Below are 24,632 nucleotides of genomic sequence, written 5' to 3' on the forward strand. Positions count from 1 at the left end.
GCAGCGCATGACCGCAGAGCAGTTCGCCGACCGGCACATCGGCCCCGGCCCGGACGACGAGCGCCGGATGCTGGAGACCGTCGGTCACAGCTCCATCGACGAGCTGATGGACGCCGCGATCCCCGAGGTGATCCGCTGGCACGGCGCCCTGGACCTGCCCGCACCGGCCAGTGAGCGGGAGGCCATCGCCGAGCTGCGTGCCCTGGCCGCCCGCAACACCGTGGCCGTGTCCATGATCGGGCTGGGCTACCACGGCACGCACACCCCGGCGGTGATCCGCCGCAACGTGCTGGAGAACCCCGCCTGGTACACGGCGTACACGGCGTACCAGCCGGAGATCAGCCAGGGCCGGCTGGAGGCGCTGCTGAACTTCCAGACGATGGTCACCGACCTGACCGGGCTGGCCACCGCGAACGCCTCCATGCTCGACGAGGGCACGGCCGCCGCGGAGGCCATGACCCTCGCCCGCCGTGCGTCGAGGACCAAGAGCCCGGTGTACGTGGTCGACGCCGACACCCTGCCGCAGACCGTCGCCGTGATCACCAGCCGCGCCGAGCCGCTCGGCATCGACGTGCGGGTGCTCGACGTCGAGCGCGACGAGCTGCCGGGTGAGTTCTTCGGCCTGCACCTGCAGTACCCGGGCGCGTCCGGTGCGGTCCGTGACCACAGCGGCCTGGTGGCGGCCGCGCACGCCGCCGGCGCCCTGGTGACGGTCGCCGCGGATCTGCTGGCGCTGACGCTGCTGCGCCCGCCCGGCGAGATCGGCGCCGACATCGCCGCGGGCACCACACAGCGTTTCGGGGTGCCGATGGGCTTCGGCGGCCCGCACGCCGGCTACCTGGCCGTGCGTTCCGGCCTGGAGCGGATGCTGCCGGGCCGCCTCGTCGGGGTGTCCAAGGACGCCGACGGCAACCCGGCGTACCGGCTGGCGTTGCAGACCCGTGAGCAGCACATCCGCCGGGAGAAGGCCACCAGCAACATCTGCACCGCGCAGGTGCTGCTGGCGGTGATGGCCGGCATGTACGCCGTCTACCACGGCCCGGACGGGCTGCGGGGCATCGCCGCGCGTACCCATGAGGCGGCGGCGCGGCTCGCGGCCGGGCTGCGCGCCGGCGGCGTGCAGGTCGCGGACGTCGCGTTCTTCGACACCGTCACCGCGACCGTGCCGGGGCGGGCCGCCGAGGTGGTGGCCGCCGCCGCGCGGCGCAACGTGAACCTGCGGCTGGTCGACGCCGACCGGGTCGGCATCTCCTGCGACGAGACCACCACGGCGGCGCACCTTCAGGCGGTGTGGGCGGCGTTCGGCGTCGGCGGGGTCGACGGCGATGTGGACGCGGCGCTGCCGGACGGGCTGGCCCGCACGAGTGACTTCCTCACCCACCCGGTGTTCCGCACCCACCACTCGGAGACGGCGATGCTGCGCTACCTGCGCCGGCTGTCGGACTTCGACTACGCCCTGGACCGGGGCATGATCCCGCTCGGGTCGTGCACCATGAAGCTGAACGCGACCACGGAGATGGAGCCGATCACCTGGCCGGAGTTCGCGCACGTGCACCCGTTCGCCCCGGCGGAGCAGACCGCCGGCTACCGGGAGCTGATCGCCCAGCTGGAGGGCTGGCTGGCCGAGGTCACCGGCTACGACGCGGTCAGCGTGCAGCCCAACGCCGGGTCGCAGGGGGAGCTGGCCGGGCTGCTGGCCATCCGCGGCTACCACCGGCAGCGTGGCGAGGGGCACCGGGACGTGTGCCTGATCCCGTCGTCGGCGCACGGCACGAACGCCGCGTCGGCGGTGATGGCCGGCATGCGGGTGGTGGTGGTCGGCTGCGACGCCGACGGCAACGTCGACCTGGTCGACCTCGACGCGAAGATCGACAAGCATCGGGACGCGCTCGCCGCGATCATGGTGACCTACCCGTCGACCCACGGGGTGTACGAGACGGGCATCGCGCAGCTGTGCGCGAAGGTGCACGACGCCGGCGGGCAGGTGTACGTCGACGGCGCGAACCTCAACGCCCTCGTCGGGTTCGCCAAGCCGGGCCGGTTCGGGGCGGACGTGTCGCACCTGAACCTGCACAAGACGTTCTGCATCCCGCACGGCGGCGGCGGCCCGGGCGTGGGCCCGGTGGCGGTGCGCGCGCACCGGGCGCCGTTCCTGCCCGGCGACCCGCTCGGCGCGCACAGCGACGGGCGGCCGGCGATCTCGGCGGCGAACCACGGGTCGGCGGGGATCCTGCCGATCCCGTGGGCGTACCTGCGGATGATGGGCGCCGAGGGGCTGGCCCGGGCCACCGGCGTGGCGGTCCTGGCGGCGAACTACGTGGCTGCGCGGCTGCGCCAGCACTACCCGGTGCTGTACGCCGGCAACAAGGGCCTGGTGGCGCACGAGTGCATCCTGGACCTGCGGCCGTTGACGAAGGCGACCGGGGTGAGCGTCGACGACGTGGCGAAGCGGCTCATCGACTACGGCTTCCACGCGCCGACGATGTCGTTCCCGGTGGCCGGGACGCTGATGGTGGAGCCGACGGAGAGCGAGGACCTGGCCGAGCTGGACCGGTTCTGCGACGCGATGATCGCCATCCGCGCGGAGATCGACAAGGTGGGCTCGGGGGAGTGGCCGGCGGGGGACAACCCGTTGTCGAACGCGCCGCACACCGCGGCGATGGTGTCGGGTGACGAGTGGCCGCACGCGTACCCGCGGTCGGTGGGCGCGTACCCGGCGGGGGTGGACCGGGCGGGGAAGTACTGGCCGCCGGTGCGGCGGATCGACGGCGCGTACGGCGACCGGAACCTGGTCTGCTCGTGTCCCGCGCCGGAGGCGTTCGAGAGCTGAGGCGCAGCGCGCCGGGGCGGTGCAGTGCCGCCGCCCCGGCCGGCGCGTCGACCGGTGGGGCCGACGCGTACGCTCCATGACGGAGCGTGATCGTTCAGGCGACGAGGGCGTGCCGGGCGGGGCCGCGGTGCGGGGCGATGGTGCTGCCGTCGGGGAGCAGCTCACCGGTGTCCTCGAAGACGATGACACCGTTGCAGAGCAGGCTCCAGCCCTGCTCAGGGAAGCAGGCGATGACGCGTGCGGCTTCGCGGTCGGTCGCCTCGGCGGAGGGGCAGGTGGGTAGGTGCTGGCACATCGGGTTCTCCGGACTGTGGGGGCACTGTGTCATGGTTCACATGACCAGTGACGCACAGTACCAAGCGGAAGTGCGCGCTATCGAGCAAGGATGCGGCTTGTTCACCCGAAATCGGCTGAACGGATGAGCGTGAACCGACCGGACGGTGTGGAAGCGCTCCCACGCGTGGGGATCGATGCGCCCGGGGCGCCCCCGCAGTGCCGGGAGCGGCTCGTGGAACGCGCCCGGCTGGAGTGGTGGCTCGCCGACGGCGGCGACCCCACGGACCTGGCCGAGCAGTTCCTGGCCGCGCACGGCGTGGACCTGTCCGACCTGGGCCGGCCGGCCGCCCACGACCCGCACGGCGCCTGCGGCGCCGCCGTGTTCCTGTCCGCCGCCGCCGGGGCCCGGGCCGCCGGCGGCGCGCCCGGCGCGCCCACCCCCGTGCCGGCGCTGCCGGATCTCGTGGCGGTCGTCTACGGTCACGCCGACCGGCCGGCCCCGGCGACGCGTCCCGGACCGGGCGCCGGCTGGTGGCTGGGCCCGTGGCGGGACAGCTGGACCCCCGCCGCGCACGCCGAGGCCGTGGCGGCGGTCCGCGCGGCCATCGGCCGCGGCGACGTCTACCAGGTCAACGTGGTCGGCCACGCCGCCGCCGCGTACGCCGGCGACCCGCTGCCCGCCCTCGCGCGGCTGGCCGGGCTGCCCGGCGCCCGCTACGGCGGCACCCTGTCCGGGCTCGGCTGGGCGATCGGCTGCGCCTCCCCGGAGACCCTCGTCGCGGTCGAACACGGGCGCCTGGTCACCCGGCCGATCAAGGGCACCCGCCCGGCCACCCCGGCCGGGCGCCGGGAGCTGTACGCCTCGGCCAAGGAACGCGCCGAGCACGTGATGATCGTCGACCTGGAACGCAACGACCTGGCCCGGGTGGCCCGTACCGGCTCGGTGCGGGTCGACGAGCTGTTCGCCGTACGCCGGTGGTGCGACCTGTGGCAGGCCGAGTCGACGGTGTCCGCGGCGCCCGCCGACGGGCTGGGCCTGGCCGGCCTGCTGCGCGCGGTCTGCCCCGGTGGGTCGGTGACCGGCGCACCGAAGCTCGCCGCGCTCGACCAGATCGCCGCCCGGGAACCGGTCGGCCGCGGCCCGAGCATGGGCGCGCTCGGCTGGGTCGGGCCGGGCCGGGTCGACCTGGGGCTGACCATCCGCACCGTCGCCGCGGACGCCGACCGGCTGCACCTGTGGGCCGGCGGCGGCATCACCTGGGGCAGCGACCCGGCCGCCGAGGTCGCCGAGGCCGCCGCGAAGGCCGCCCCGGTCCGCGCCCTGCTCGCCGCCGCCTGACCCGCCGGCGGCGAAAGACGGCTCAGGCGCGGGCGAAGGCGTCCAGGGCGGCGACCACCCGCTCACCGACCCCGTGGCCGCTGCCGTGGCCGCCGGACTCGACGATCTCCAGCCGGGCGTCGGGCCACTGCCGGGTGAGCTGCCAGGCGATGTCCGGCGGGCCGCTGACGTCGAGGCGGCCCTGCACGAGGACGCCCGGAATGCCGGCCAGTTTGCCGGCGTCGCGCAGCAGCTGCCCGTCGGGCAGGAAGCCCAGGTTGCTGAAGTAGTGGGTGACCAGCCGGGTGAAACCGGCCCGGAACACCGGGTCGGCGTAGCGGGGGCTGGCCTGGAACCCGCCGGCCAGGGAGACGTGCACGTCCTCCCAGGCGCACCAGTCCCGGGCGGCCCGGTCGCGGACCTGCGGGTCCGGGTCGTTGACCAGCCGGGCGTACGCGGCGGACAGGTCGCCGTCGCGCTCGGCCGGCGGCACGCCGTCGCGGAAACGGGCCCACTCCTCGGGGAAGACGCGGCCCATGTCCCGGGTCACCCAGTCGATCTCCCGGCGGGTGTTGGCCACGACGCTGAACAGCACCAGCGCGGTGACCCGCTCGGGGTGGCGCTGGGCGTAGGCCAGGGACAGCGACGAGCCCCAGGAGGCGCCGCACAGCAGCCACCGGTCGACGCCCAGGTGCGCGCGCAGCCGCTCCATGTCGGCCAGCAGGTGTGCGGTGGTGTTGACCGACAGGTCGGTGGCCGGGTCGCTGGCGGGTGGGGTGCTGCGGCCGCAGCCGCGCTGGTCGAACAGGACGATCCGGTAGGCGGCCGGGTCGAACAGCCGCCGCCAGGAGGCGCCCGCGCCGGAGCCGGGGCCGCCGTGCACCACCAGGGCGGGCCGTCCGTCGGGGTTGCCGCAGGTCTCCCAGTGGATCTGCTGGCCGTCGCCGACGTCGAGCCGGCCCTGCGCGTACGGCTCGATCGGTGGATACATGGGGTGCCCCTCTCACGGCCCGGATACAACAGCGCTGTTACATTAGCGGACGTGACCGCCACCCCCGACCGTGAGGCCCTCGGCACCCTGCTGCGCCACGTCCTGGAGGTGCTCGACGGCGACGTCGCCGCCGTCTACACCGACCTGGACCTGCCCGACTACCGGCCGCGCTACTCACCCCTGGTACGGGCCCTCGTGGCCGACGGGCCGCTGGCGATCCGCGACCTGGCCGCCCGGGTCGGCGTCACACACTCCGCGGCCAGCCAGACCGTCGCCCAGATGGCCCGCGCCGGCCTGGTGGTCCTCACCCCGGGCGCGGACGCCCGGCAGCGCATCGTCACCCTCACCGACCGGGCACACGCGCTGCTGCCGGTGATCGAGGCCGAGTGGGCGGCCACCACCACCGCCATGCGCCGGCTCGACACCGAACTGCCCGTGCCCCTGGCCGACGAGCTGTACGCGGTGCTCGCCGCCCTGCGCCGCCGCCCGCTGCGCGACCGCATCACCGACACCGGCCTGGCACCGACCCGGCCGGCCTGACCCCGCGTCACCCACCGCTCGGCCGGGTGGGCGGCGGCCTGGACCGCGACGCCCCGGGGGGCCGAACCGCGCCCGGCCTGAGCCCCCGGCCGGCGTCAGCGGCCCAGGCGTTGCCAGCGGCGCACGGACAGGGGCAGGAACACGGCGACCAGCAGCAGCGGCCAGGCCACCGCCAGGGCCACGGCGTGCTCGGCGGGCCAGGAGCCGGCACCCCAGCCGGGGTTGCCGAACAGGTCCCGGGCGGCGGCGACGGTGGCCGACAGCGGGTTCCAGGCGGCGAGGGCGGCGAGCCAGCCCGGCATGGTGGCCGGGGCGACGAACGCGTTGGAGGCGAAGCCCAGCGGCCACACCAGGATCTGCAACGCGGCGACCGTCTCGGGGCGGCGCAGCAGCAGCGCCAGGTACACCCCGAGCCAGATCATGGCGAAGCGCAGGAGCAGCAGCAGCGCCACCGCGGCCAGCGCGGCGACCGGGCCGCGGTGCGGCCGCCAGCCGATCGCGACGCCGCAGCCGAGCACCACCGCGAGGGCCGCCGCGGCGTGCAGCAGGTCGGCCAGGGCCCGGCCGGTGACCACCGCGGCGCGGCTCATCGGCAGGGACCGGAACCGGTCGGTCACGCCGCGGGCGCTGTCCACGGCCACCGCCGTGTAGGTGGTCTCCACGCCGAAGAGCATGGTCATGGCCACCATGCCGGGCAGGAGGAACTCGCGGTAGTCGGCGCCGTCGGGCAGCGCCATGGCGCCGCCGAACAGGTAGCCGAACATCAGCAGCAGCAGGACGGGGAACAGCAGGCCGACCAGCACCTCGCCCGGACGGCGCGCCCAGTGGGCGAGGGTGCGGCCGGTCAGGGTGGCGGTGTCGACGGCGGCCCAGCGGGCCCGGGACAGCGGCAGGACGGTCATGCCGGCACCTCCGTGCGGGAGTCGGTGAGGTGCAGGAACACCTCGTCGAGGGTGGGGCGGCGCACGGCCACGTCGCCGGCGCGCAGCCCGGCGGCCTCCACGGCGCGCAGCACCGCGGCGAGCGCGGCGACCCGGTCGGTGACCGGGACGCTGAGCCGCAGCGCGGCGCGGTCGACGGTGGGCGCGGCGCCGGTGGCGGCGGTGACCGCCGCGGCGGCCGGGGCCAGGTCGTCGGGGTGGTGCAGCACCACGTCGATCCGGTCGCCGCCGAGGGTCGACTTCAGTTCCTCCGGGGTGCCGGCCGCGGTCACCCGCCCGTGGTCGAGCACCCGCACGCTGTCGGCGAGCCGGTCGGCCTCCTCCAGGTACTGGGTGGTCAGCAGCACGGTGGCGCCGGCGTCGACCAGGCCGCGGACGGCGTCCCAGACGTCGCTGCGGGCGCGCGGGTCCAGGCCGGTGGTGGGCTCGTCGAGGAACAGCACCGGCGGGTCGACGATCAGCGCGGCGGCCAGGTCGAGCCGGCGGCGCATCCCGCCGGACCAGGTGCCCACCGGCCGGCCGGCGGCCGCGGCCAGGTCGAAGCGGTCCAGCAGTTCGTCGGCGCGGGCCGCCGCGCGGGCCGGGGAGAGGTGGTGCAGCCGGCCGAACAGCACGAGGTTCTGCCGGCCGCCGAGGATCTCGTCGACCGCCGCGTGCTGGCCGACCAGGCCCAGGTGCGCGCGGGCCCGGTCGGCCTGCCGGCGTACGTCGAACCCGGCGACCCGGGCCGTTCCGGTGTCGGCGCGCAGCAGGGTGGTGAGGATGCGCACGAGGGTGCTCTTGCCGGCGCCGTTGACCCCGAGCACCGCGCAGACGGTGCCTGCGGGCACCGTCAGGTCGACGCCGTCCAGGGCGACCACGTCGCCGTAGCGCTTGTGCAGGCCCTCCGCCTCGATGGCCGGTCCGTCCCGTCGCATGGGCTCCTCCGCTCCTCGTTTCGGTACGCCGTACCGTACACCATACGACAAGGGTGGTCGGTACAGTCGGCGGGTGACCACCGAGTACAGCGGCACCGGGGACCCGGCGCGCAGCCTCGCCCTGCTCTGGCGCACCCGGGAGAAGGCCAGCCGCAAGGGCGGCGACCTCTCCGTGGAGCGGATCGTGCGCGCGGCCATCGAGGTCGCCGACGCCGAAGGGCTGGCCGCGCTGTCGATGCGCCGGGTCGCCGAGCGGCTCGGGGTGGGCACCATGACCCTCTACACGCACGTGCCCGGCAAGGGCGAGCTGCTCGACGTCATGCTCGACACCGTCTACGGCGAGACCGCCCGCCCCGAACAGGTGCCGGGCGGCTGGCGGGGCCGGCTGGCGCAGATCGCCCGGGAGAACTTCGCCCTCTACCTGCGCCACCCCTGGCTGCTGCAGGTCGCCACCACCCGCCCGCCGCTGGGCCCGAACCTGATCGCCAAGTACGAGTACGAGCTGCGCGCCGTCGACGGCATCGGCCTGACCGACCTGGAGATGGACGCCGTGATCACCCTGGTCACCGGCTACGTGCACGGCGCGGCCCGCCCGGCCGTGGAGGCGGCCCAGGCCAGCCGGGACACCGGGATGACCGAGCAGCAGTGGTGGTACGCGCACGCCCCGTACCTGGAGAAGGTCATGGACCCGAACCGGTTCCCCCTCGCCGCCCGGGTCGGCGCCACCGCGGGCCAGGAGTACCAGGCCGCCTCGGACCCGGCCCGCGCGTTCGAGTTCGGGCTGGCCCGCCTGCTCGACGGCGTCGCTGTCCTGGTACGCGACCGGGCGGGTGCCGCCGCCGGCGGGGTAACGGACGGATAGCCTTCCGGGCATGACTATGCGCCCGATCCGGATCATCGGCGACCCCGTGCTGCGCACCCCGTCCGAACCGGTCACCAGCTTCGACGCCGAGCTGCGCGCGCTCGTGCAGGACCTCATGGACACGCTGCTCGGCGCGCCCGGCCGGGCCGGCGTGGCGGCCCCCCAGATCGGGGTGAACGCGCAGGTGTTCGTCTACGACGCCGACGGGCACCGCGGTCACCTGATCAACCCGACGCTGGAGCTGTCCGAGGAGCGCCAGGACGACGAGGAGGGCTGCCTGTCGATCCCCGGGCTGTACTTCCCGACGCCGCGCGCCATGCACGCCACCGCGCACGGCTTCGACCAGCACGGCCAGCCGCTGACCATCGCCGGCAGCGGGTTCCTGGCCCGCGCGCTGCAGCACGAGACCGACCACCTGCACGGCCGCCTGTACGTGGACACCCTGCGTGGCGACACCCGCCGCCGCGCGCTGCGGGAGATCCGCGCCGGCCGGTTCGACTCGCCCAGCCGGGGCCGCTGACCGCACGGTGCGGGGGTGACCGGTCCGGCCACCCCCGCACGTCGGTCGCGAACGGTCACTTCGGCGGCGGAGCCACCAGGCAGGTCGCGGTCGAGGTGTTACCGGAGTCGTCCACGCCGGTGATGATCGCGTCGCCGCGCAGCGTCACCTTGTAGTCGATGTCGCCGGTGCCGTCCTTGACCCGGGACTGCGCGCCCGGCGCCTGGACCAGCTTGATCTTCGTGCCGGCCGGGAACGGCCCGAACCGCACCGACGGGTCGGCCGCGTCACCGATGTAGACCACGACGGCGGTGTCGACGATGTCGGTCGCGGTGAGCTGGTAGAACCCGTCCGGGTTGTACGAGCCGGGGATGGTGCCGCCACTCGGGTTGTTCGTCGGCACGCACTGCGTGGTCGGCGCCGTGGTGTCGAGCACCCGCATCACCGCGGTGTCGCTGCCGGTGTTGCCGGCGGCGTCGGTGGCGGTGCAGGTGACCGTGGTGGCGCCCAGCGGGAAGGTGCTGCCGGGCGGCGGCGCGCACGCCGGGCTGAGCGGGCCGTCGACGTTGTCCGTGGCGCTCGCCGGGTAGGTGATCACCGCGCCGGCGGGGCTGGTGGCCTCCACCGTCCGGTCGTCCACGACCACCGTCGGCGGGGTCACGTCGTTGACCGTCACCGCGATGTGCTCGACGAACGCCGGCCCGCCGGAGAGCCCGTTGAGCAGGAAGTCCACCGTGCAGTGCAGGGTGGCGCCCTGCGGGGCGTCACCGGCGACCGTGACGGTCTCGGCGAACGGCACGTCGCTGCCGCTCTGCCGGGTCTTCGACGGCGCGTCGAAGCCCACCGACAGGCCCGGGTCGCAGACCACCTGCGGGGTGACGGTCACGTCCAGGTCCCGCAGCCCGGACAGGATCGCCGCCGTGACCGTGTCCGGGGCGCTGCCGACCACCTGCCCGCCGGTGGCGGCGGCCACACCGGTGGCCTGCCCGGTCGCGTCCAGGCCGCCGCCACCGCCGGTGACGTCGACCGCGAGCACGCGGGCGTCGTCGGCCTGCAGCGCGGCGGTGGCCTGCGCCAGGGTGTGCCCGGCGCTCGGGTCGTGGCTGGGCGCGTCACCGACCAGCACCACGATGCGGCTGCTGCCGGCCCGGTAGGCGATGGCGCCCTCGGACACCTGGAACAGCCCGTTCACCCACGCCTCCGGCACGTCACCGCCGCCCCCGGCGACCAGCCCGTCCACCGCGTTCTGCAGCGCGGTGGCGTCGCCGGTCAGGTTCTGCCGGACCCGGAACAGCTCCGCCCCGTCACCCTCGTCCCGGTAGGAGGCCACCGCGAACTGCGCGCTGGGCTGCGCCCCCCGCACGTTGTCGATCACCTGCTGCAGGTTGGTGCGGACGTTGGCGATCGCCGGGCCCATGCTGCCGGTCGTGTCGACCAGCAGCACCACGTCCGGGTTCGGCGGGATCGGCGGCGTCGACACCACCTTGCTGATCGGAATCGTCGCACCGGGATCCGCGGACCGGTCCACGGTCGCCGGATCGACGCCGGGCGCCGCCCAGGCGGGCGAGGCGGCCACCGTCATCAGCGCGGTCACCGCCGCGGCGACACCCACCGCCGTTCTTCGCCCCCGGGGCACAGCTGTGAAACCCATCGTGTCTCCTTCAGCTCCGCCACGCCCGCCCCGGGCGCGGCCTCGAAGGCAGACGCTAGGGGCTGGACCGCGCCGGTCCGGTCAGACACAAGCCCAGGTCAGGGTCGGGTTGTTGACCCGGCGTGGCGGCTGGACACGACAGACTGACCGGTCAGGCGGCCACAGGTAGACGGTGCAGCGCGCACTCGGTGAAGTCGGCCACCCGGGTGAAACCGAGCCGCTCGTACAGGCGTACGGCCGGAAGGTTGTCCGCCTGGACGTTGAGCGTGACGTGATCGACGGTGGCCCGCAGCCCGGCGCACACCGCGGCCACGGCCGCCCCGGCCAGGCCCCGCCCCCGCACGTCCGGGTGGGTCGTCACGTTGCCCAGGGCGGCCACCCGCCACGTCGGTGACCACACGTGCACCCCGGCCACCGCGACGAGGCGGCCCGCCTCCCGCACCCCCACGTAGCGGCCGGTGTCCAGCATCCGCGGGTCGAACCAGTTGCCCGGATACGCGGCCGCGTACAACTCCCGCAGCTGCGGCAGGTCGGCGCGGCCCAGCGACTCACCGGCCGGCGGCACCGCCGCCAGCCGCGCCGGATCGGTCAACGCCATCCGGTGGTGCGCCGCGGCGTCGGACACCGCGTACCAACGGGCCACCGTCTCCTCCAGGCCGGGGGACAGGTGCGCCCACAACCGGGCCGGCAGCACCGGCGCCGCCTCCGCCAGCAACCCGGCCAGGTCCCCGGCGCGCTCCGGCGGCGCGAACGCAAGCAGCGTCGGCAACTCCACACCGTGATACAGCAGCACCACCTGATCGCCCCGCCGGAACCAGGACGTGTAGGGCCAGAAGAAGTCGTCCAGATCACCCAGCTGGTACGCGTGCAGCACCGGATCCCGGCCCAGCAGCTCGGCGAGGACGGCACGGTCGTGTTCGGCGCGGACGGGCACCCGCCGATGATCACATGCCGGCGGCCGGCGCCGTCACGCCACCCACTGGTCGTAGCCCAGCTTGCCCACCAGCGCCAGCACCACGACCAGCAGCACCACCCGCACGAAACCCGAGCCGCGCCGCAACGCCATCCGCGCGCCCACCGCCGCCCCGGCGATGTTGCACACCGCCATCGCCGCGCCCAGCAGCCACCACACGTGCCCGGTCGCCGCGAACACCACCAGAGCACCCAGGTTCGTGCCCGCGTTGACCACCTTCGCCATCGCCGACGCGTGCACGAAATCCGCGCCCACCAGCGCGGTGAACGCCAACACCAGGAACGTGCCCGTGCCCGGCCCGATCAACCCGTCGTACAGGGCGATGCCCAGCCCGGCCACCGCCACGGCCGTCACCACCCGCACCGGCGTGCGCCGCTGCGGATACGACACCACCCCCAGCCGCGGCCGGGTCAGCACGAACACCGCCACCGACACCAGCACCGCCAGCACCACCGGCCGGTACGCCCCCGCCGGCACCGCCCCCGCCAGGGCCGCACCCACCCCGGCCGTCAGCACCGCCACCCCCGCCGCGGGCCCCGCCACCGCCCAGTCCAGCTTCGTGCGCCGCGCATACGTCACCGCCGCCGTCGACGTACCGAAGATCGCCGCCAGCTTGTTCGTGCCCAACGCCGTCGCCACCGGCACCCCCGGCGCGCCCAGCAGCAACGCCGGCAACAGCAGCAGGCCACCGCCGCCCACCACGGCGTCCACCCAGCCCGCCAGGGCTGCCGCGCTCAACAGGGTCGTCAGCGACACAGGGTCCACGGGCCGCCATTCTGCCCACCCCCACCACCACGACGAGACGCCCTGTGGCCAGCATCACCGCAGCTCACCGCCCCCGGCGCCGCCGCAACCACAACCCCGCCGACGCCACCGCCACGAACACCAGCATCGAACACAGCAACGCCCTCAGCACCCGGCAAGCCTGCCACGCGGACGTAGGGTGTGCAGGTGCGCCTGGCCACCTTCAACGTGCTGCACGGCCGGTCCCTCACCGACGGCCTCGTCGACCCCGACCGGCTCACCGCCGCCGTCACCGCGCTCGACGCCGACGTCCTCGCCCTGCAGGAGGTCGACCGCGACCAGACCCGCAGCGGCAACCTCGACCTCACCGCCATCGCCGCCCGCGCCCTCGCCGCCCCCGAACACCGCTTCGCCGCCGCCGTCGTCGGCACCCCCGGCGAACAGTTCCGCCCCCTCACCCACGACGACGACGGCCACGGCGAACCCCTCTACGGCGTGGGCCTGGTCAGCCGCTACCCGGTCCGCTCCTGGCAGGTCACCCGCCTGCGACCCGCCCCCGTCCGCTCACCCATCTACGTGCCCGGCCCCGGCGGCGGACTCGTCCTGCTGCGCGACGAACCCCGCGTCGTCCTCGCCGCCGTCCTCGACACCCCCCGCGGGCCGCTCACCGTCGCCGCCACCCACCTGTCCTTCGTGCCCGGCTGGAACATCCTGCAACTGCGCCGCGTCGTCCGCGCCCTGCGCACGCTGCCCGCCCCGCGGATCCTCCTCGGCGACCTCAACCTGCCCGCCGGCCCCGCCGCGCTGCTGTCGCGCTGGCGACCGCTGGGCCGCCGCCCCACCTACCCGGCCGGGCAACCCCGGGTGCAGCTCGACCACGTCCTCGCCGACCGGCGGGGCCTCGACCGGCTGCCCCCGGTCACCGCCGTCGACACCCCACCGTCCACCATCTCCGACCACCGGCCGCTCATCGTCGACCTCGGCTGACCGGGCCCCTACCGCGTCGACGCCGGCGGGCCCTCAGCCCAGCCCGGACGCCCGCTGCGCCGCCCGCACCGCGTTGCGGAACAACATCGCCACCGTCGTCGGACCCACCCCGCCGACCCGCGGCGTGATCGCCCCCGCCACCTCGGCACACGACTCGTCCACGTCCGGCAGCAACCGCCGCCCCTCGTAGCGCACCCCGCCGCCGACCACCACACCACCCGGACGCACATGCTCCGGCTGGATGATCCCCGGCACCCCGGCCGCCGCCACCAGAATGTCCGCCCGCCGCGTGTACCGCGGCCAGTCCGGCACCCCCGTGTGCACCACCGTCACCGCCGCGTTCGCCGTCGGCCGCTTCTGCGCCAGCAGCATCGCCAACGGCCGGCCCAGCGTGGCACCCCGACCGAGAATCGCCACCTCCCGGCCCGCCACCGGCACCCCGTGGAACGCCAGCAACGCCTCGATCCCCGCCGGCGTGCACGGCAACGGACCCGGCAGGCCCAACGCCAACCGGCCCATGTTCACCGGATGCATCCCGTCCACGTCCTTGTCCGGGTCCAACTCGGCCAGCGCCCGGTCGTAGTCCAGGTGACCCGGGATCGGATACTGCACCAGCACCCCGTGCACGGCCCTGTCCGCGTTGAAATCCGCCAGCACCGCGTGCAGATCCGCCTGCGACGCCGACGCCCGCAGATGCACGTGCGGCGACACGAAACCCAGCTCCGCCGCCTGCCGCTGCTTGATCCGGATGTAACCCGCGCTCGCGTCGTCGTCGCCCACCAGCACCGTCGCCAACGCCGGCGTCACACCCGCCGTCCGCAACGCCACCACCGACTCGGCGACCTCCGCCAGCACCTGCGCCGCCACCGGCGCACCCGGCAGCAGCCGCGCCGTCGTCGTACCCGAAGAAGACATGCCGCACCCCGCCCGCGGAGGCCCAGGCGGTCGACCCCCGCGACGAGCTCCCCGATGGTTGACCCATCCCCGTGCCGCCAGTCGCGTTCACCCCTCAGCCTGCCACAGCGCGCTCCGCGACCGCATCCGCCACCGACTGCCACCGCGGCAACGACCCCAGCAGCGCCGCCGCCCGCCGCCGCCGATCCGCCGCCGACGCCACCCCCAGATCCGCCACCGCCGCCTCGAACGCCGGCCGCAACACCCGCTCCCGCTCCGGCGCGCCCACCGCCAGCACCGCGTGACACCGCGCGTACGTCACCACGACCCAGAACATCGCCTCCCGGTGCGCGCCCGCCGCCACCAGCTCCGCGCTCCCGTCCAGCACCACCGGCCGCCCCGCCGCCGACAGATCCGCCGCGAACGGAAACGGGGTACGCCCCACCCGCGCCGCCTCGTCGAACGTCACCGCCAGCCCCGCCAGGTGCTCCCGCACCCGACCCGGACCCACCCCGCCGCCGTCCAGCGACGCCAGCAACTCCTCGTACCGGTCACCGAACCCGTGCGCGGCCAGCACCTCCCGCGCCCGCACGTACCGCCGCCGCACCGTCGGATCCCGCAACCCCGCCACCGCCGGCAGCACCGCCAGCACCGACGTCGGGAACACCCACCCCAGCACCTGCTCCGGCAACGGCGCCCCACCGTCCAGCCGCGCCAACCCGCCCTCGATGCGCCGCCGCACCCCGGCACACCGCCGCCGCACCCACACCGGATCCGCGAACCCCGCCGCCACCCGCTCCCGGATCACGCCGAGCCGGCCCGACGGATCCGCGATCACCCCGTCCGTGCGGAACATCGGCGCGAACACCCACGACCCCAGCACATCCTCCGGCGACCCCAGCTCCGCCCACGTCAGCGCCGAGACCTCCAGCAGCACCCCACCGTGGCGGAACTTGCCCACCTTCGCCGCCGGGCCGTCCCGCACCAGCAGCACGTCCACATCCGACGACGCCGGCAGCACCGCCTCATCCGGCAGGCCCACCGTCGACCCGCTGAAGAACGCGCCCCCGATCGCCGGATCCCGGCGCATCGCCTCCCGCACCCACCCGAGCGCCACCGCCCGCGCCGCACCCACCCGCATCCCGACCATGCTGCCCGCTCAGGACACCGCCTGCCGCCCCACCAGATCGGAAAGGGCCCGGTTCGTGCGGTTCGACGCCACCGCCGCACGCTGCTGACCCGCCGTCACCTCGATGTACGTCTGCGACGACGCCAACGACGCATGCCCCAGCAACCGCATGATCTCCGCCGCGCTCGCCCCGTCCTCCGCCAGCCGCGTCGCGAACGTGTGCCGCAACGCGTGCAGCCGCGCCCCCCGCGGCACCCGGTCACCGATGCCCGCCCGCCGGTAACACGACTCCACCAGATACTGCAGGCCACCCCGGCGCAGCGCCTCACCCCGCCGGTCCACCAGCAGCGGCGAGTCCGGCCGGACGCTGCGCGCCCCGAACCGCCGCCGCCGGCTGTCCAGATAGTTCATGAGCACCCGGTCCACGCCCGCCTCGATCGGCACCGTACGCGGCCGCCCACCCTTGCCCGCCACGTCCACCCGGCGCTCACCGGCGCGGCCGGCCACCGACGCCACCCGCAGCGCCAGCAGCTCCGACAGGCGCAGGCCCGCGCAGAGCGCCAGCGCCAGCACCGCGAGGTCCCGCTCCGGCCACGGGTCGCGCTGCCGTCCGTCCTCCCGGGCCACCGCGGCCAGCAGCTCCTCCGGGGTGTCCTCGCCCCGCAACGGCTTGGGCTGGGGGAGCGGGGTCCGGGGCCGCCCCACCGCCGGCATCGGATTCCCGGGTACGACGCCCTCGGCGACCAGGAATGTGAAGAAGCTGTTCCAGGTGGACCAGGCACGGTGGACCGACGCGGCGGCGCGGGGAGCGGCGAAGCGGGCGAACGCCGCGCGCATGACCCGGGGGGACAGGGCGGTGACCGGGAGCCGGTCCAGGGGGAGGGGAGTGGTGCCGTCCTCGGCGGCGACCAGGCCCGCCACGGTGGTGAGGTCCCGCCGGTAGGCCGCCAGGGTGTGCGGGGAGGGCTTGCGGGTGGCCCGGGCGGTCAGGAACTCCTCGATCAACCGCCCTACCGGTTCGTCCGGTTTGTCATGCATAAGGCATATTATGCATGATTTTCGCGTTCCCGCCAGGGGCCCGACCGGGGGAGCGACCCCGGAAACCAGTTGTCCCCGCACGGAGACTGGGTCCGTGGTGGACATCGACGAAGAACTCGTACGCCGGCTCGTCGCCGCACAGTTCCCGCAGTGGGCGCACCTGCCGGTCACCGCCGTACGCCGGCAGGGGTGGGACAACCGGACCTTCCGCCTCGGCGACGACCTCGTCGTGCGGCTGCCCAGCGCCGAGGGCTACGTGCCCAGCGTCGCCAAGGAGGACCGCTGCCTGCCGGAACTGGCCCGCCACCTGCCGCTGCCCGTACCCGGACCGGTCGCCGTCGGAGCGCCCGGCGCCGGCTACCCGTACCCCTGGTCGGTGCGCCGCTGGCTGCCCGGCGACACCCTGGAGACCGCCGCCGGGGTCGACCGGGCGGCCGTGGCCCGCGACCTCGGCGCGTTCCTGACCGCGCTGCGACGGGCGCCCACGGCCGGCGGCCCGGCGGCCGGGCGGCACTCGTTCTTCCGGGGCTGCCATCCGAGCGCCTACGGCGACGACGTCGAGCACGCCCTGCACGTGCTGGGCGCTCAGGTGGACACGGCCGCCTGCCAGGACGTCTGGGCCCGGGCGCTGACCTCGGCCTGGGCCGGGCCGCCGGTCTGGTTCCACGGCGACGTCGCCGCCGGCAACCTGCTCGTCGCCGGCGGGCGGCTGTCCGCGGTCATCGACTTCGGCACCTGCGGTGTCGGGGATCCGGCGTGCGACCTGGTGCCGGCCTGGACCTGGTGCGTGGGCCCGGAACGGAAACTGTTCCGGGAGGCCGTCGGGCTGCCCGACGACGCCTGGCGGCGCGCCCGCGGCTGGGCGCTGTGGAAGGCGCTCATCACGCTGGCGGGCGCGGGCGGCCGCGACGAGGAGCAGTCGCGCATCGTGGAGGCGATCCTGGCCGACCCGGTGGTGGACTGAACCTCCTCCCCGGGGAGGCCCCGGAACTGCTTACTTGACATAATGTACATTATCGACTCTGGCTTTGTGTCGCGTGTGCCGTCTGATCTCGGTCATGGCGACTTCTCGCCACCTGCGGGCACTGTCGTTTCGTCGTGCCGGACCCGATGCTGACTGCACCGGAGCCCGTCCCGGACGGCTCCTGGCCGAACAACCCAGGGAGCGTGCATGAGGAAGAACGCCCTGTGGCTGGTCACCGCAGTCTCCAGCATGGCCCTCATCGTGGGGCCCGGACTGCCGGCCGCCGCTGCGGAGCCCGCCCTCGCGACGACCGCGTCGCAGACCTACACCTACGACCTCGCCACCGCCACCACCAGCGACCCGGTGACCCAGGCGAAGATCGACAGGATCACCGCGCAGCTACCGCCGGACTGGCGTGCCCGGCTCGCGGCCGTGCGGGCCGAGTCCGGCATCGAGCCGTCCGGCCTGCAGAACGCCATCGCGGCAGCCATCGACCCCGGCGACTACGAGTGCGGCGACACCGCTTTCAGCGCCTGGGCGGACCAGATGATCGGCGGCATCGACTTCGGCACGCTGTTCATCCTGCTCATCTTCGGCGTCCTCGACTACCCGACCTACGACGCGGTCCTGTACGGCTCGTCGGCGAACCAGGCCGCCTACGGCCTGCCCGCGGAGTACCAGAACTCGATGTCCGTGGCCTTCCGCGCCGCGCAGAAGTTCTGGGACGTCCCGCTCGGCGACGTCGACTTCCTCGCCATGCAGAACGACATGCTGCAGGATCCGGCGCGGGTCGCCCGGATGGTCACGCTCTTCCTGGGCCTGACCGGCGACGACGCGCGCAGCATCGCCGAGCAGCTCATCGCGATCATCGACGCCGACCCGGGCCTGGCCGGCGGGGACAGCCCGCTGTTCACCCTCAACGCCTTCGCGTTCAGCGCGGTGGACGAGACCGAGCCGCCCTTCGCCGGGCTGCCCGACAAGATGGTCTTCGGTGAGGGCATGTTCACGGCGCTCGAGGTGCTGGGCATCAGTGACGCCGGCCCGCGCGCGGTGCTCGGTCACGAGATGGCCCACCACGTCCAGTACGAGGCCGGCCTGTTCACCAGTCCCCTCACCGGTCCGGAGGCCACGCGCCGCACCGAGCTGATGGCCGACGCCTTCGGCACCTACTTCGTCACCCACGCCCGTGGTCTGGCCCTGAACGACCGCCGGGTCCTGGAGGCGGAGCGAGCCTTCTACGAGGTCGGGGACTGCTCGTTCACCTCGGCCGGGCACCACGGCACCCCGAACCAGCGGCTGCGGGCCTCGACCTGGGGTGCGGAGCTGGCCGATGGCGCCCAGAAGCAGGGCCACATCCTGCCGTCGCTCACCCTCGATTCGAAGTTCGAGCAGCAGCTGCCGGTGTTCGTCGCGCCGGACGCGAACGACTGATCCCGCGTATCGAGTCGGGCCGGCCGTCCCCGGTGGGCGGCCGGCCCGACTCGGATCGGCGGCGGCTGTTCAGAGCCAGCCGCGGCGTGCTGCCTGCACACCGAGCTGGAATCGGCTGCGGGCGCCGAGGGAGTTCTGCAGGGCGGCGATCCTCCTGGTGACCGTCCGTTTGCTGACGTCCAGTTCCCGCGCGATCGACTCGTCGGTGAGGCCCGCACCGAGCAACGTGAGCAGGTGCCGGTTCGGCTCGCTGGTGCCATCGCCGTCGGGTGCGGCGTCCATGGGCATGGCGGAGATCGGCACGCCCAGTGCCCAGAACGATTCGAAGATGCCGATCATGGTGTCGAGGAAGCCGCCGCCGAGTATCACCAGCCCGTGCAGGCGCTCGGCGCCGGGCATGGGTGCGGTGAGGAGCGCCCACCGGCTGTCGGCGATCGTGAGGTTGCAGGGGACGTTCGGGAAGACCCGGGCGGACTCCCCCGCGGAGATCGCCTCGTGGACGAGCGCCATCGCCGTGGGCTGCCGGAGGATGTGCGTGCTGTAGACCACCCGGTAGGTGACGCCCCGATGCATCGCCTCGGTGGACCCGGGCGCCTGCGCCAGCTGTGGTGCGCCGCTGCCGACGGGCCCGACGGAGAGCGCCATGACCTGGGTGCGCACCTCGCGGTGCAGTTTCTCCTGTGCCGCGGCCGTGCTGTCGGTGGTGGTGAGCACCTCCAGGTAGTCGGGCAGGGGTGTCTGCTCGGCCCACAGCCGCCCCAGCACCTCGGAGCCCTCCCGGGCCGCTGCGGCGGCACGCAGGTGTTGTTCGGCGAGGACTTCGAGGGTGAGCCGTGGCGGCAGTGGGAGCGGGCGCTCGCCGTCGAGCTCCACGAGGCCGAGGCCGGCGAGCTCGTCGAGGGCGGAGTCGACGGTGTCCACGTCGATCCCGAGCCGTGCGGCGAGCTTCTCGCGGTGTGGCGGGCCACCCTGCACGAGGGCGAGGTAGGCGCGTTCGGTCACGTCGGACAATCCGAGATCGCGTAGTGCACCCACGAACAGGTGTCTATCACGGATGTCCGGGCGGGCCGCTCCCCTGTTCCGGTCAGGGTTGGAGGTCGGTCACTCCCCTGCCGCTGCGGATGTCCAGCGGCACCGAGACCTGGTCGTGGGCGATCAGCCAGGTGCCGTCGATCTTGCGGAAGCAGAAGGTGGCCCGGACCCACATGCCGTTGGTCGCCGTCCCGTCCTTCAGTGTGCCGCTGAGGCGGCCGAAGGCGTGCCCGAACGCGACGTCGTCGCCGACGGTGAGGGTCAGGTCGCGGACCTCGTAGGACACGCGGTCGAAGACCGTGAAGACGGCGGTCCAGTTCCGGAGCTTGGCCTCCACCCCGACGTGCTGCAGGGGCGGTTCGACGTCGAAGGACACGACGTCGGTGGTGTAGAGCCGCCGCAGGCCCTTGAGGTCCTTGTTGGCGATTCCTTCGACGATGTTGTCGATCTGCTGACGGATGGTGGTGTCGTCCGCGTCGTGCCGACTCGGCATTGCTCTCCTGCCTCTCCTTCGGATGACGTGCCCGGCCGCGTTCAGCGGCGCAGGGTGACCTCGCGCTCCATGTGCGAGAGCTTGTGCGGGTTGCGCACGGCGTAGAGGCCGGTGACGAGCCCGTCGTCGATGCGTACCGCCAGGACGGTGTCGATCTCGTCGTCCTGTTCCATGATCAGGGCCGGGTAGCCGTTGACCTGTGCCGGCCGCAGCGACATCAGTGCGGCGATCCGGCCCAGCCCGGCGGCCAGCAGCCGGGCCACCTTGTCGGCGCCCACGACGGGGCGCGGGACGGCCTGCCGGACTCCCCCGCCGTCACCCAGGAAGACGACGTCCGGCGCGAGGATGTCGAGCAGGCCCTGCAGGTCGCCGGTCTCGGTGGCCCGCTGGAACGCCGCGAGCGCGTCCCGGCTCTCGGCGGCGGACACGGTCCCGCGGGGCCGGCGCGCGGCGACGTGGCCCCGGGCCCGGTGGGCGATCTGGCGGACCGTCGTGGCGCTCTTGTCGACGGCTTCGGCGATCTCGTCGTAGCCGAGGTCGAACACGTCGCGCAGCACGAACACGGCCCGCTCGGTCGGGGTGAGGGTCTCCAGGACCAGCAGCATCGCCATGGAGACGCTGTCGGCCAGTTCGACGTCCTCGGCGACGTCGGGTGCGGTCAGCAGCGGCTCGGGCAGCCAGGGGCCGACGTAGGACTCCTTGCGGCGGCCGAGCGTACGCAGCCGGGCGAGCGCCTGGCGGGTGGTGATCCGGACGAGGTAGGCGCGCTGTTCCCGCACCGTGGTGAGGTCGACGCCCACCCAGCGCAGCCAGGTCTCCTGGAGGACGTCCTCGGCGTCGGCGGCTGAGCCGAGCATCTCGTAGGCGACGGTGAACAGCAGGTTCCGGTGGGCGAGGAACACCTCGGTGGCGGGGTCCGGGCGGTCGTCGGGTGCGGTCTGCGCCGTGCCTGCCATGGGTGGCTCCTGTTCGGTCTGGACCGGGTCACCCATCAGATGCCGGGCCGGGTCGTGGTGTGACGCCGGGGCGGTGTGCGGTGCGTCACGGGGGTGTGTTGTCACGGGGGTGGGGTCTGGCGGCATCTCGTGGTCGTCCGATGCGACACCACGAGGGAGGCCGAGCCATGGATGCTCGATTCGACATGTTCGCCAACGAGATCGCCGTGAAGTTCGCCAAGCGGTTCGCCAACGCCGGCATGGTGATCCACCAGTCGCCGCTGCCGGCGTCCACGCGGGAGCTGGTGTCGCTGCGCGCCAGCCAGATCAACGGCTGCGGGTGGTGCATCGACATGCACACCAAGGAGGCCGCGGCCGCGGGTGAGACGGCGGTGCGGCTGAACCTGGTGGCCGCGTGGCGGGAGTCGACCGTGTTCACCGAGGCCGAGCAGGCGGCGCTGGCGCTCGCCGAGGAGGGCACGCGGCTCGCCGACGCCCACCAGGGGGTGTCGGACGAGACGTGGGCGGCGGTGCGCAAGCACTACGACGACGACCAGATCGCGGCGCTGGTCGCCCTGGTCTCGCTGATCAACGCGGCCAACCGGATGGCCGTGATCGTGCACCAGCGGGGTGGTTCCTACGAGCCGGGCATGTTCGCGGCCGCGCTGGGCTGACCGGCGGGTGGATCCGGCCGGGCCGGTGGCCCGGCCGGATCGGCGGTGGCGCTGCCCCGGGCGGGTCCGGCGTCCGGGGCGGGCGTGGCTCGGTGTCCACGCCGTCCCGGTGCCGGGCCGGTCAGGCGCCGACGTAGGCGGCGAGGTGCTCTCCGGTGAGGGTGGAGCGGTCGGCGACGAGGTCGGCGGGGGTGCCCTGGAAGACGATCCGGCCGCCGTCGTGGCCGGCGCCGGGGCCGAGGTCGACGATCCAGTCGGCGTGTGCCATGACGGCTTGGTGGTGCTCGATGACGATGACCGACTTGCCGGCGTCGACGAGCCGGTCGAGCAGGGCGAGCAGGTGTTCGACGTCGGCGAGGTGCAGGCCGGTGGTCGGCTCGTCGAGGACGTAGACGCCGCCGGTGTCGGCCATCCGGGTGGCCAGCTTGAGGCGTTGCCGTTCGCCGCCGGACAGGGTGGTGAGCGGCTGTCCGAGGGTGAGGTAGCCGAGGCCGACGTCGGCGAGCCGTTCGAGGATCTTGTGGGCGGCCGGGGTGCGGGCCTCGCCGGCGCCGAAGAACTCCTCGGCCTCGGTGACGGACATGGCGAGCACCTCGCTGATGTCGCGGCCGCCGAGGTGGTATTCGAGCACGGACGCCTGGAACCGCTTGCCCTCGCACTCCTCGCAGGTGGTGGCGACGCCGGCCATCATGGCGAGGTCGGTGTAGATGACGCCGGCACCGTTGCAGGTGGGGCAGGCGCCTTCGGAGTTGGCGCTGAACAGGGCGGGTTTCACGCCGTTGGCCTTGGCGAAGGCCTTGCGGATCGGGTCGAGCAGCCCTGTGTAGGTGGCCGGGTTGCTGCGCCGGGAGCCGCGGATGCCGCTCTGGTCGACGGTCACGACGCCGTCGCGGCCGGACACGGAGCCGTGGATCAGTGAGCTCTTGCCGGAGCCGGCCACGCCGGTGACGACGACGAGGACGCCGAGCGGGATGTCGACGTCGACGTTCTGGAGGTTGTGGGTGTCGGCGCCGCGTACCTGCAGCTTCCCGGTGGGGGTGCGGACGGTGGGCTTGAGGTGGGCGCGGTCGTCGAGGTGCCGGCCGGTGAGGGTGCCGCTGCCGCGCAGGCCGGCCACGGTGCCTTCGAAGACGACCTCGCCGCCGGCGGTGCCGGCGCCGGGGCCGAGGTCGACGACGTGGTCGGCGATGGCGATGGTCTCCGGCTTGTGCTCGACGACGAGGACGGTGTTGCCCTTGTTGCGCAGTTGCAGCAGCAGGTCGTTCATCCGCTGGATGTCGTGGGGGTGCAGCCCGATGGTGGGTTCGTCGAAGACGTAGGTCACGTCGGTGAGGGAGGAGCCGAGGTGGCGGATCATCTTGGTGCGCTGGGCCTCGCCGCCGGACAGGGTGCCCGACGGCCGGCTGAGGGACAGGTAGCCCAGCCCGATCCGCACGAACGAGTCGAGGGTGGCGCCGAGTGCGGTGAGCAGCGGCGCGACGGACGGTTCGTCGAGGCCGCGTACCCACTCGGCGAGGTCGCTGATCTGCATGGCGCAGGCGTCGGCGATGCTGATGCCGGCGATCTTCGAGGAGCGGGCGGCTTCGCTGAGCCGGGTGCCGTCGCAGTCGGGGCAGGTGGTGAAGGTGACGGCGCGTTCGACGAAGGCCCGGATGTGGGGCTGCATCGCGTCGACGTCCTTGGTGAGGAACGACTTCTGGATCTTCGGGATCAGGCCCTCGTAGGTGAGGTTGATGCCCTCGACCTTGATCTTGGTGGGTTCCTTGTGGAGGAGGTCGTTGAGCTCCCGCTTGGTGAATTTGCGGATGGGCTTGTCTGGGTCGAAGAAGCCGCAGCCGCTGAAGATGCGCCCGTACCAGCCGTCGACGCTGTAGCCGGGGACGGTGATGGCGCCCTCGTTGAGGGACTTGCTGTCGTCGTAGAGGGCGGACAGGTCGAAGTCGGTGACCGAGCCCATGCCCTCGCAGCGGGGGCACATGCCGCCGGTGATGCTGAAGCTGCGCCGCTCCTTCGTGGTCTGCCCGCCGCGTTCGACGGTGACCGCGCCCGCGCCGCTGATGGAGGCGACGTTGAAGGAGAACGCCTGGGCCGAGCCGATGTGCGGCTGGCCGAGCCGGCTGAACAGGATGCGCAGCATGGCGTTGGCGTCGGTGACCGTGCCGACGGTGGAGCGGGGGTTGCCGCCCATCCGCTCCTGGTCGACGATGATCGCGGTGGTCAGCCCGTCGAGGACGTCGACCTCGGGCCGGGCCAGTGTGGGCATGAAGCCCTGCACGAAGGCGCTGTAAGTCTCGTTGATCAGCCGCTGCGACTCGGCGGCGATGGTGCCGAACACCAGCGAGCTCTTGCCGGATCCGGAGACGCCGGTGAACACGGTCAGCCGGCGCTTCGGGATCTCGATGCTGACGTCCTTGAGGTTGTTCTCGCGTGCCCCCTGCACGCGGATCAGCTCGTGGGTGTCGGCGACGTGCTGCGCGGGCGACGGGGTGTCCGTGCTCGTGGCCGTGCTCATC

General features: G+C 73.8%; 23 protein-coding genes and 1 riboswitch. Of the genes, 9 read left to right on the top strand and 14 right to left on the bottom strand.

Annotation, left to right across the window (positions count from 1 at the left end; translation table 11 throughout):
- The first annotated feature begins 7 nt into the window (after positions 1-7).
- The gene (gcvP, locus tag ABZW14_RS28825) at positions 8-2,830 is read left to right on the top strand and encodes an aminomethyl-transferring glycine dehydrogenase (RefSeq protein WP_355352417.1); all 2,823 of its coding nucleotides are present in this window, start codon (positions 8-10) and stop codon (positions 2,828-2,830) included.
- Positions 2,831-2,924: 94 nt separating this feature from the next.
- Here gcvP and ABZW14_RS28830 read toward each other — a convergent pair whose 3' ends face one another.
- The gene (locus ABZW14_RS28830) at positions 2,925-3,125 is read right to left on the bottom strand and encodes a DUF5999 family protein (protein ID WP_091258044.1); all 201 of its coding nucleotides are present in this window, start codon (positions 3,123-3,125) and stop codon (positions 2,925-2,927) included.
- Between the two features lie 123 nt (positions 3,126-3,248).
- On the opposite strand from ABZW14_RS28830, the gene ABZW14_RS28835 reads away from it, so the two are divergent.
- Positions 3,249-4,445 carry a chorismate-binding protein gene (locus tag ABZW14_RS28835; protein ID WP_355352421.1) on the top strand — a complete coding sequence of 399 codons (1,197 nt, stop codon included), beginning with the start codon at positions 3,249-3,251 and terminating at the stop codon, positions 4,443-4,445.
- 22 nt (positions 4,446-4,467) lie between these two features.
- On the opposite strand, the gene pip is transcribed toward ABZW14_RS28835, so the two are convergent.
- Positions 4,468-5,415, bottom strand: a complete 948-nt coding sequence (gene pip, locus ABZW14_RS28840; RefSeq protein ID WP_355352424.1) for a prolyl aminopeptidase — start codon at positions 5,413-5,415, stop codon at positions 4,468-4,470.
- 51 nt (positions 5,416-5,466) lie between these two features.
- On the opposite strand from pip, the gene ABZW14_RS28845 reads away from it, so the two are divergent.
- Positions 5,467-5,955 (top strand): MarR family transcriptional regulator, encoded by a 489-nt coding sequence (locus ABZW14_RS28845; RefSeq protein ID WP_355352427.1) that lies wholly within the window; start codon positions 5,467-5,469, stop codon positions 5,953-5,955.
- Positions 5,956-6,050: 95 nt separating this feature from the next.
- On the opposite strand, the gene ABZW14_RS28850 is transcribed toward ABZW14_RS28845, so the two are convergent.
- The gene (locus ABZW14_RS28850; RefSeq protein ID WP_355352430.1) at positions 6,051-6,857 is read right to left on the bottom strand and encodes an ABC transporter permease; all 807 of its coding nucleotides are present in this window, start codon (positions 6,855-6,857) and stop codon (positions 6,051-6,053) included.
- Positions 6,854-7,813, bottom strand: coding sequence for an ATP-binding cassette domain-containing protein (locus tag ABZW14_RS28855; RefSeq protein ID WP_355352433.1), 960 nt, complete (start codon positions 7,811-7,813; stop codon positions 6,854-6,856). The genes ABZW14_RS28850 and ABZW14_RS28855 overlap by 4 nt, the downstream gene beginning before the upstream one ends.
- 73 nt (positions 7,814-7,886) lie before the next feature.
- Here ABZW14_RS28855 and ABZW14_RS28860 point away from each other — a divergent pair, with 73 nt between their 5' ends.
- Together ABZW14_RS28860 and def are read left to right on the top strand one after the other, a co-directional pair.
- Entirely contained in the window at positions 7,887-8,675 is a 789-nt protein-coding gene (locus ABZW14_RS28860; protein ID WP_355352436.1) for a TetR/AcrR family transcriptional regulator, read from the top strand.
- A gap of 10 nt (positions 8,676-8,685) precedes the next feature.
- Positions 8,686-9,195 carry a peptide deformylase gene (def, locus tag ABZW14_RS28865; protein WP_189196132.1) on the top strand — a complete coding sequence of 170 codons (510 nt, stop codon included), beginning with the start codon at positions 8,686-8,688 and terminating at the stop codon, positions 9,193-9,195.
- Between the two features lie 55 nt (positions 9,196-9,250).
- Here def and ABZW14_RS28870 read toward each other — a convergent pair whose 3' ends face one another.
- The 3 genes from ABZW14_RS28870 to ABZW14_RS28880 all read right to left on the bottom strand — a co-directional run bounded on the left by ABZW14_RS28870 (position 9,251) and on the right by ABZW14_RS28880 (position 12,563).
- Positions 9,251-10,825 carry a VWA domain-containing protein gene (locus ABZW14_RS28870; RefSeq protein WP_355352440.1) on the bottom strand — a complete coding sequence of 525 codons (1,575 nt, stop codon included), beginning with the start codon at positions 10,823-10,825 and terminating at the stop codon, positions 9,251-9,253.
- Positions 10,826-10,976: 151 nt separating this feature from the next.
- A complete protein-coding gene (locus ABZW14_RS28875) occupies positions 10,977-11,759 on the bottom strand; it encodes a GNAT family N-acetyltransferase (protein WP_355352443.1) in 783 nt (260 codons plus the stop codon).
- Between the two features lie 33 nt (positions 11,760-11,792).
- A complete protein-coding gene (locus ABZW14_RS28880) occupies positions 11,793-12,563 on the bottom strand; it encodes a TSUP family transporter (protein WP_355352446.1) in 771 nt (256 codons plus the stop codon).
- 186 nt (positions 12,564-12,749) lie between these two features.
- On the opposite strand from ABZW14_RS28880, the gene ABZW14_RS28885 reads away from it, so the two are divergent.
- The gene (locus ABZW14_RS28885; RefSeq protein WP_355352449.1) at positions 12,750-13,529 is read left to right on the top strand and encodes an endonuclease/exonuclease/phosphatase family protein; all 780 of its coding nucleotides are present in this window, start codon (positions 12,750-12,752) and stop codon (positions 13,527-13,529) included.
- 33 nt (positions 13,530-13,562) lie between these two features.
- Here the strand turns inward: ABZW14_RS28885 and ABZW14_RS28890 are convergent, their stop codons facing one another.
- From ABZW14_RS28890 to ABZW14_RS28900, 3 genes are all read right to left on the bottom strand, one after another.
- Entirely contained in the window at positions 13,563-14,444 is an 882-nt protein-coding gene (locus ABZW14_RS28890) for a tetrahydrofolate dehydrogenase/cyclohydrolase catalytic domain-containing protein (protein ID WP_355352452.1), read from the bottom strand.
- Positions 14,445-14,457: 13 nt separating this feature from the next.
- Positions 14,458-14,539: riboswitch (ZMP/ZTP riboswitch) on the bottom strand.
- A complete protein-coding gene (locus ABZW14_RS28895) occupies positions 14,539-15,564 on the bottom strand; it encodes a hypothetical protein (protein ID WP_355352455.1) in 1,026 nt (341 codons plus the stop codon). It overlaps the preceding riboswitch by 1 nt.
- 18 nt (positions 15,565-15,582) lie before the next feature.
- The gene (locus tag ABZW14_RS28900) at positions 15,583-16,590 is read right to left on the bottom strand and encodes a tyrosine-type recombinase/integrase (RefSeq protein ID WP_355352458.1); all 1,008 of its coding nucleotides are present in this window, start codon (positions 16,588-16,590) and stop codon (positions 15,583-15,585) included.
- A gap of 94 nt (positions 16,591-16,684) precedes the next feature.
- Between ABZW14_RS28900 and ABZW14_RS28905 the strand changes: the two genes are divergently transcribed.
- Together ABZW14_RS28905 and ABZW14_RS28910 are read left to right on the top strand one after the other, a co-directional pair.
- On the top strand, positions 16,685-17,554 hold the full coding sequence (locus tag ABZW14_RS28905; protein ID WP_355352461.1) for an aminoglycoside phosphotransferase family protein: 870 nt from the start codon (positions 16,685-16,687) through the stop codon (positions 17,552-17,554).
- A 207-nt stretch (positions 17,555-17,761) separates the two neighbouring features.
- A complete protein-coding gene (locus ABZW14_RS28910; RefSeq protein ID WP_355352464.1) occupies positions 17,762-18,985 on the top strand; it encodes a hypothetical protein in 1,224 nt (407 codons plus the stop codon).
- Between the two features lie 69 nt (positions 18,986-19,054).
- Here ABZW14_RS28910 and ABZW14_RS28915 read toward each other — a convergent pair whose 3' ends face one another.
- Genes ABZW14_RS28915 through ABZW14_RS28925 form a run of 3 tightly spaced genes read right to left on the bottom strand, consistent with a single transcriptional unit; the run spans position 19,055 to position 21,466 of the window.
- Positions 19,055-20,020 (bottom strand): helix-turn-helix domain-containing protein, encoded by a 966-nt coding sequence (locus tag ABZW14_RS28915; protein ID WP_355352467.1) that lies wholly within the window; start codon positions 20,018-20,020, stop codon positions 19,055-19,057.
- 49 nt (positions 20,021-20,069) lie between these two features.
- Entirely contained in the window at positions 20,070-20,510 is a 441-nt protein-coding gene (locus tag ABZW14_RS28920) for a nuclear transport factor 2 family protein (RefSeq protein ID WP_355352470.1), read from the bottom strand.
- A 41-nt stretch (positions 20,511-20,551) separates the two neighbouring features.
- Complete coding sequence (locus ABZW14_RS28925; protein WP_355352473.1) at positions 20,552-21,466, bottom strand: RNA polymerase sigma-70 factor; 915 nt, start codon at positions 21,464-21,466, stop codon at positions 20,552-20,554.
- Between the two features lie 167 nt (positions 21,467-21,633).
- On the opposite strand from ABZW14_RS28925, the gene ABZW14_RS28930 reads away from it, so the two are divergent.
- Positions 21,634-22,119 (top strand): carboxymuconolactone decarboxylase family protein, encoded by a 486-nt coding sequence (locus ABZW14_RS28930; protein WP_355352476.1) that lies wholly within the window; start codon positions 21,634-21,636, stop codon positions 22,117-22,119.
- A gap of 121 nt (positions 22,120-22,240) precedes the next feature.
- On the opposite strand, the gene ABZW14_RS28935 is transcribed toward ABZW14_RS28930, so the two are convergent.
- On the bottom strand, positions 22,241-24,631 hold the full coding sequence (locus ABZW14_RS28935; RefSeq protein WP_355352479.1) for an excinuclease ABC subunit UvrA: 2,391 nt from the start codon (positions 24,629-24,631) through the stop codon (positions 22,241-22,243).
- Position 24,632: the final 1 nt, after the last annotated feature.

It is taken from the genome of Micromonospora sp. NPDC004551 (assembly GCF_040609975.1).
Classification (GTDB): domain Bacteria; phylum Actinomycetota; class Actinomycetes; order Mycobacteriales; family Micromonosporaceae; genus Micromonospora.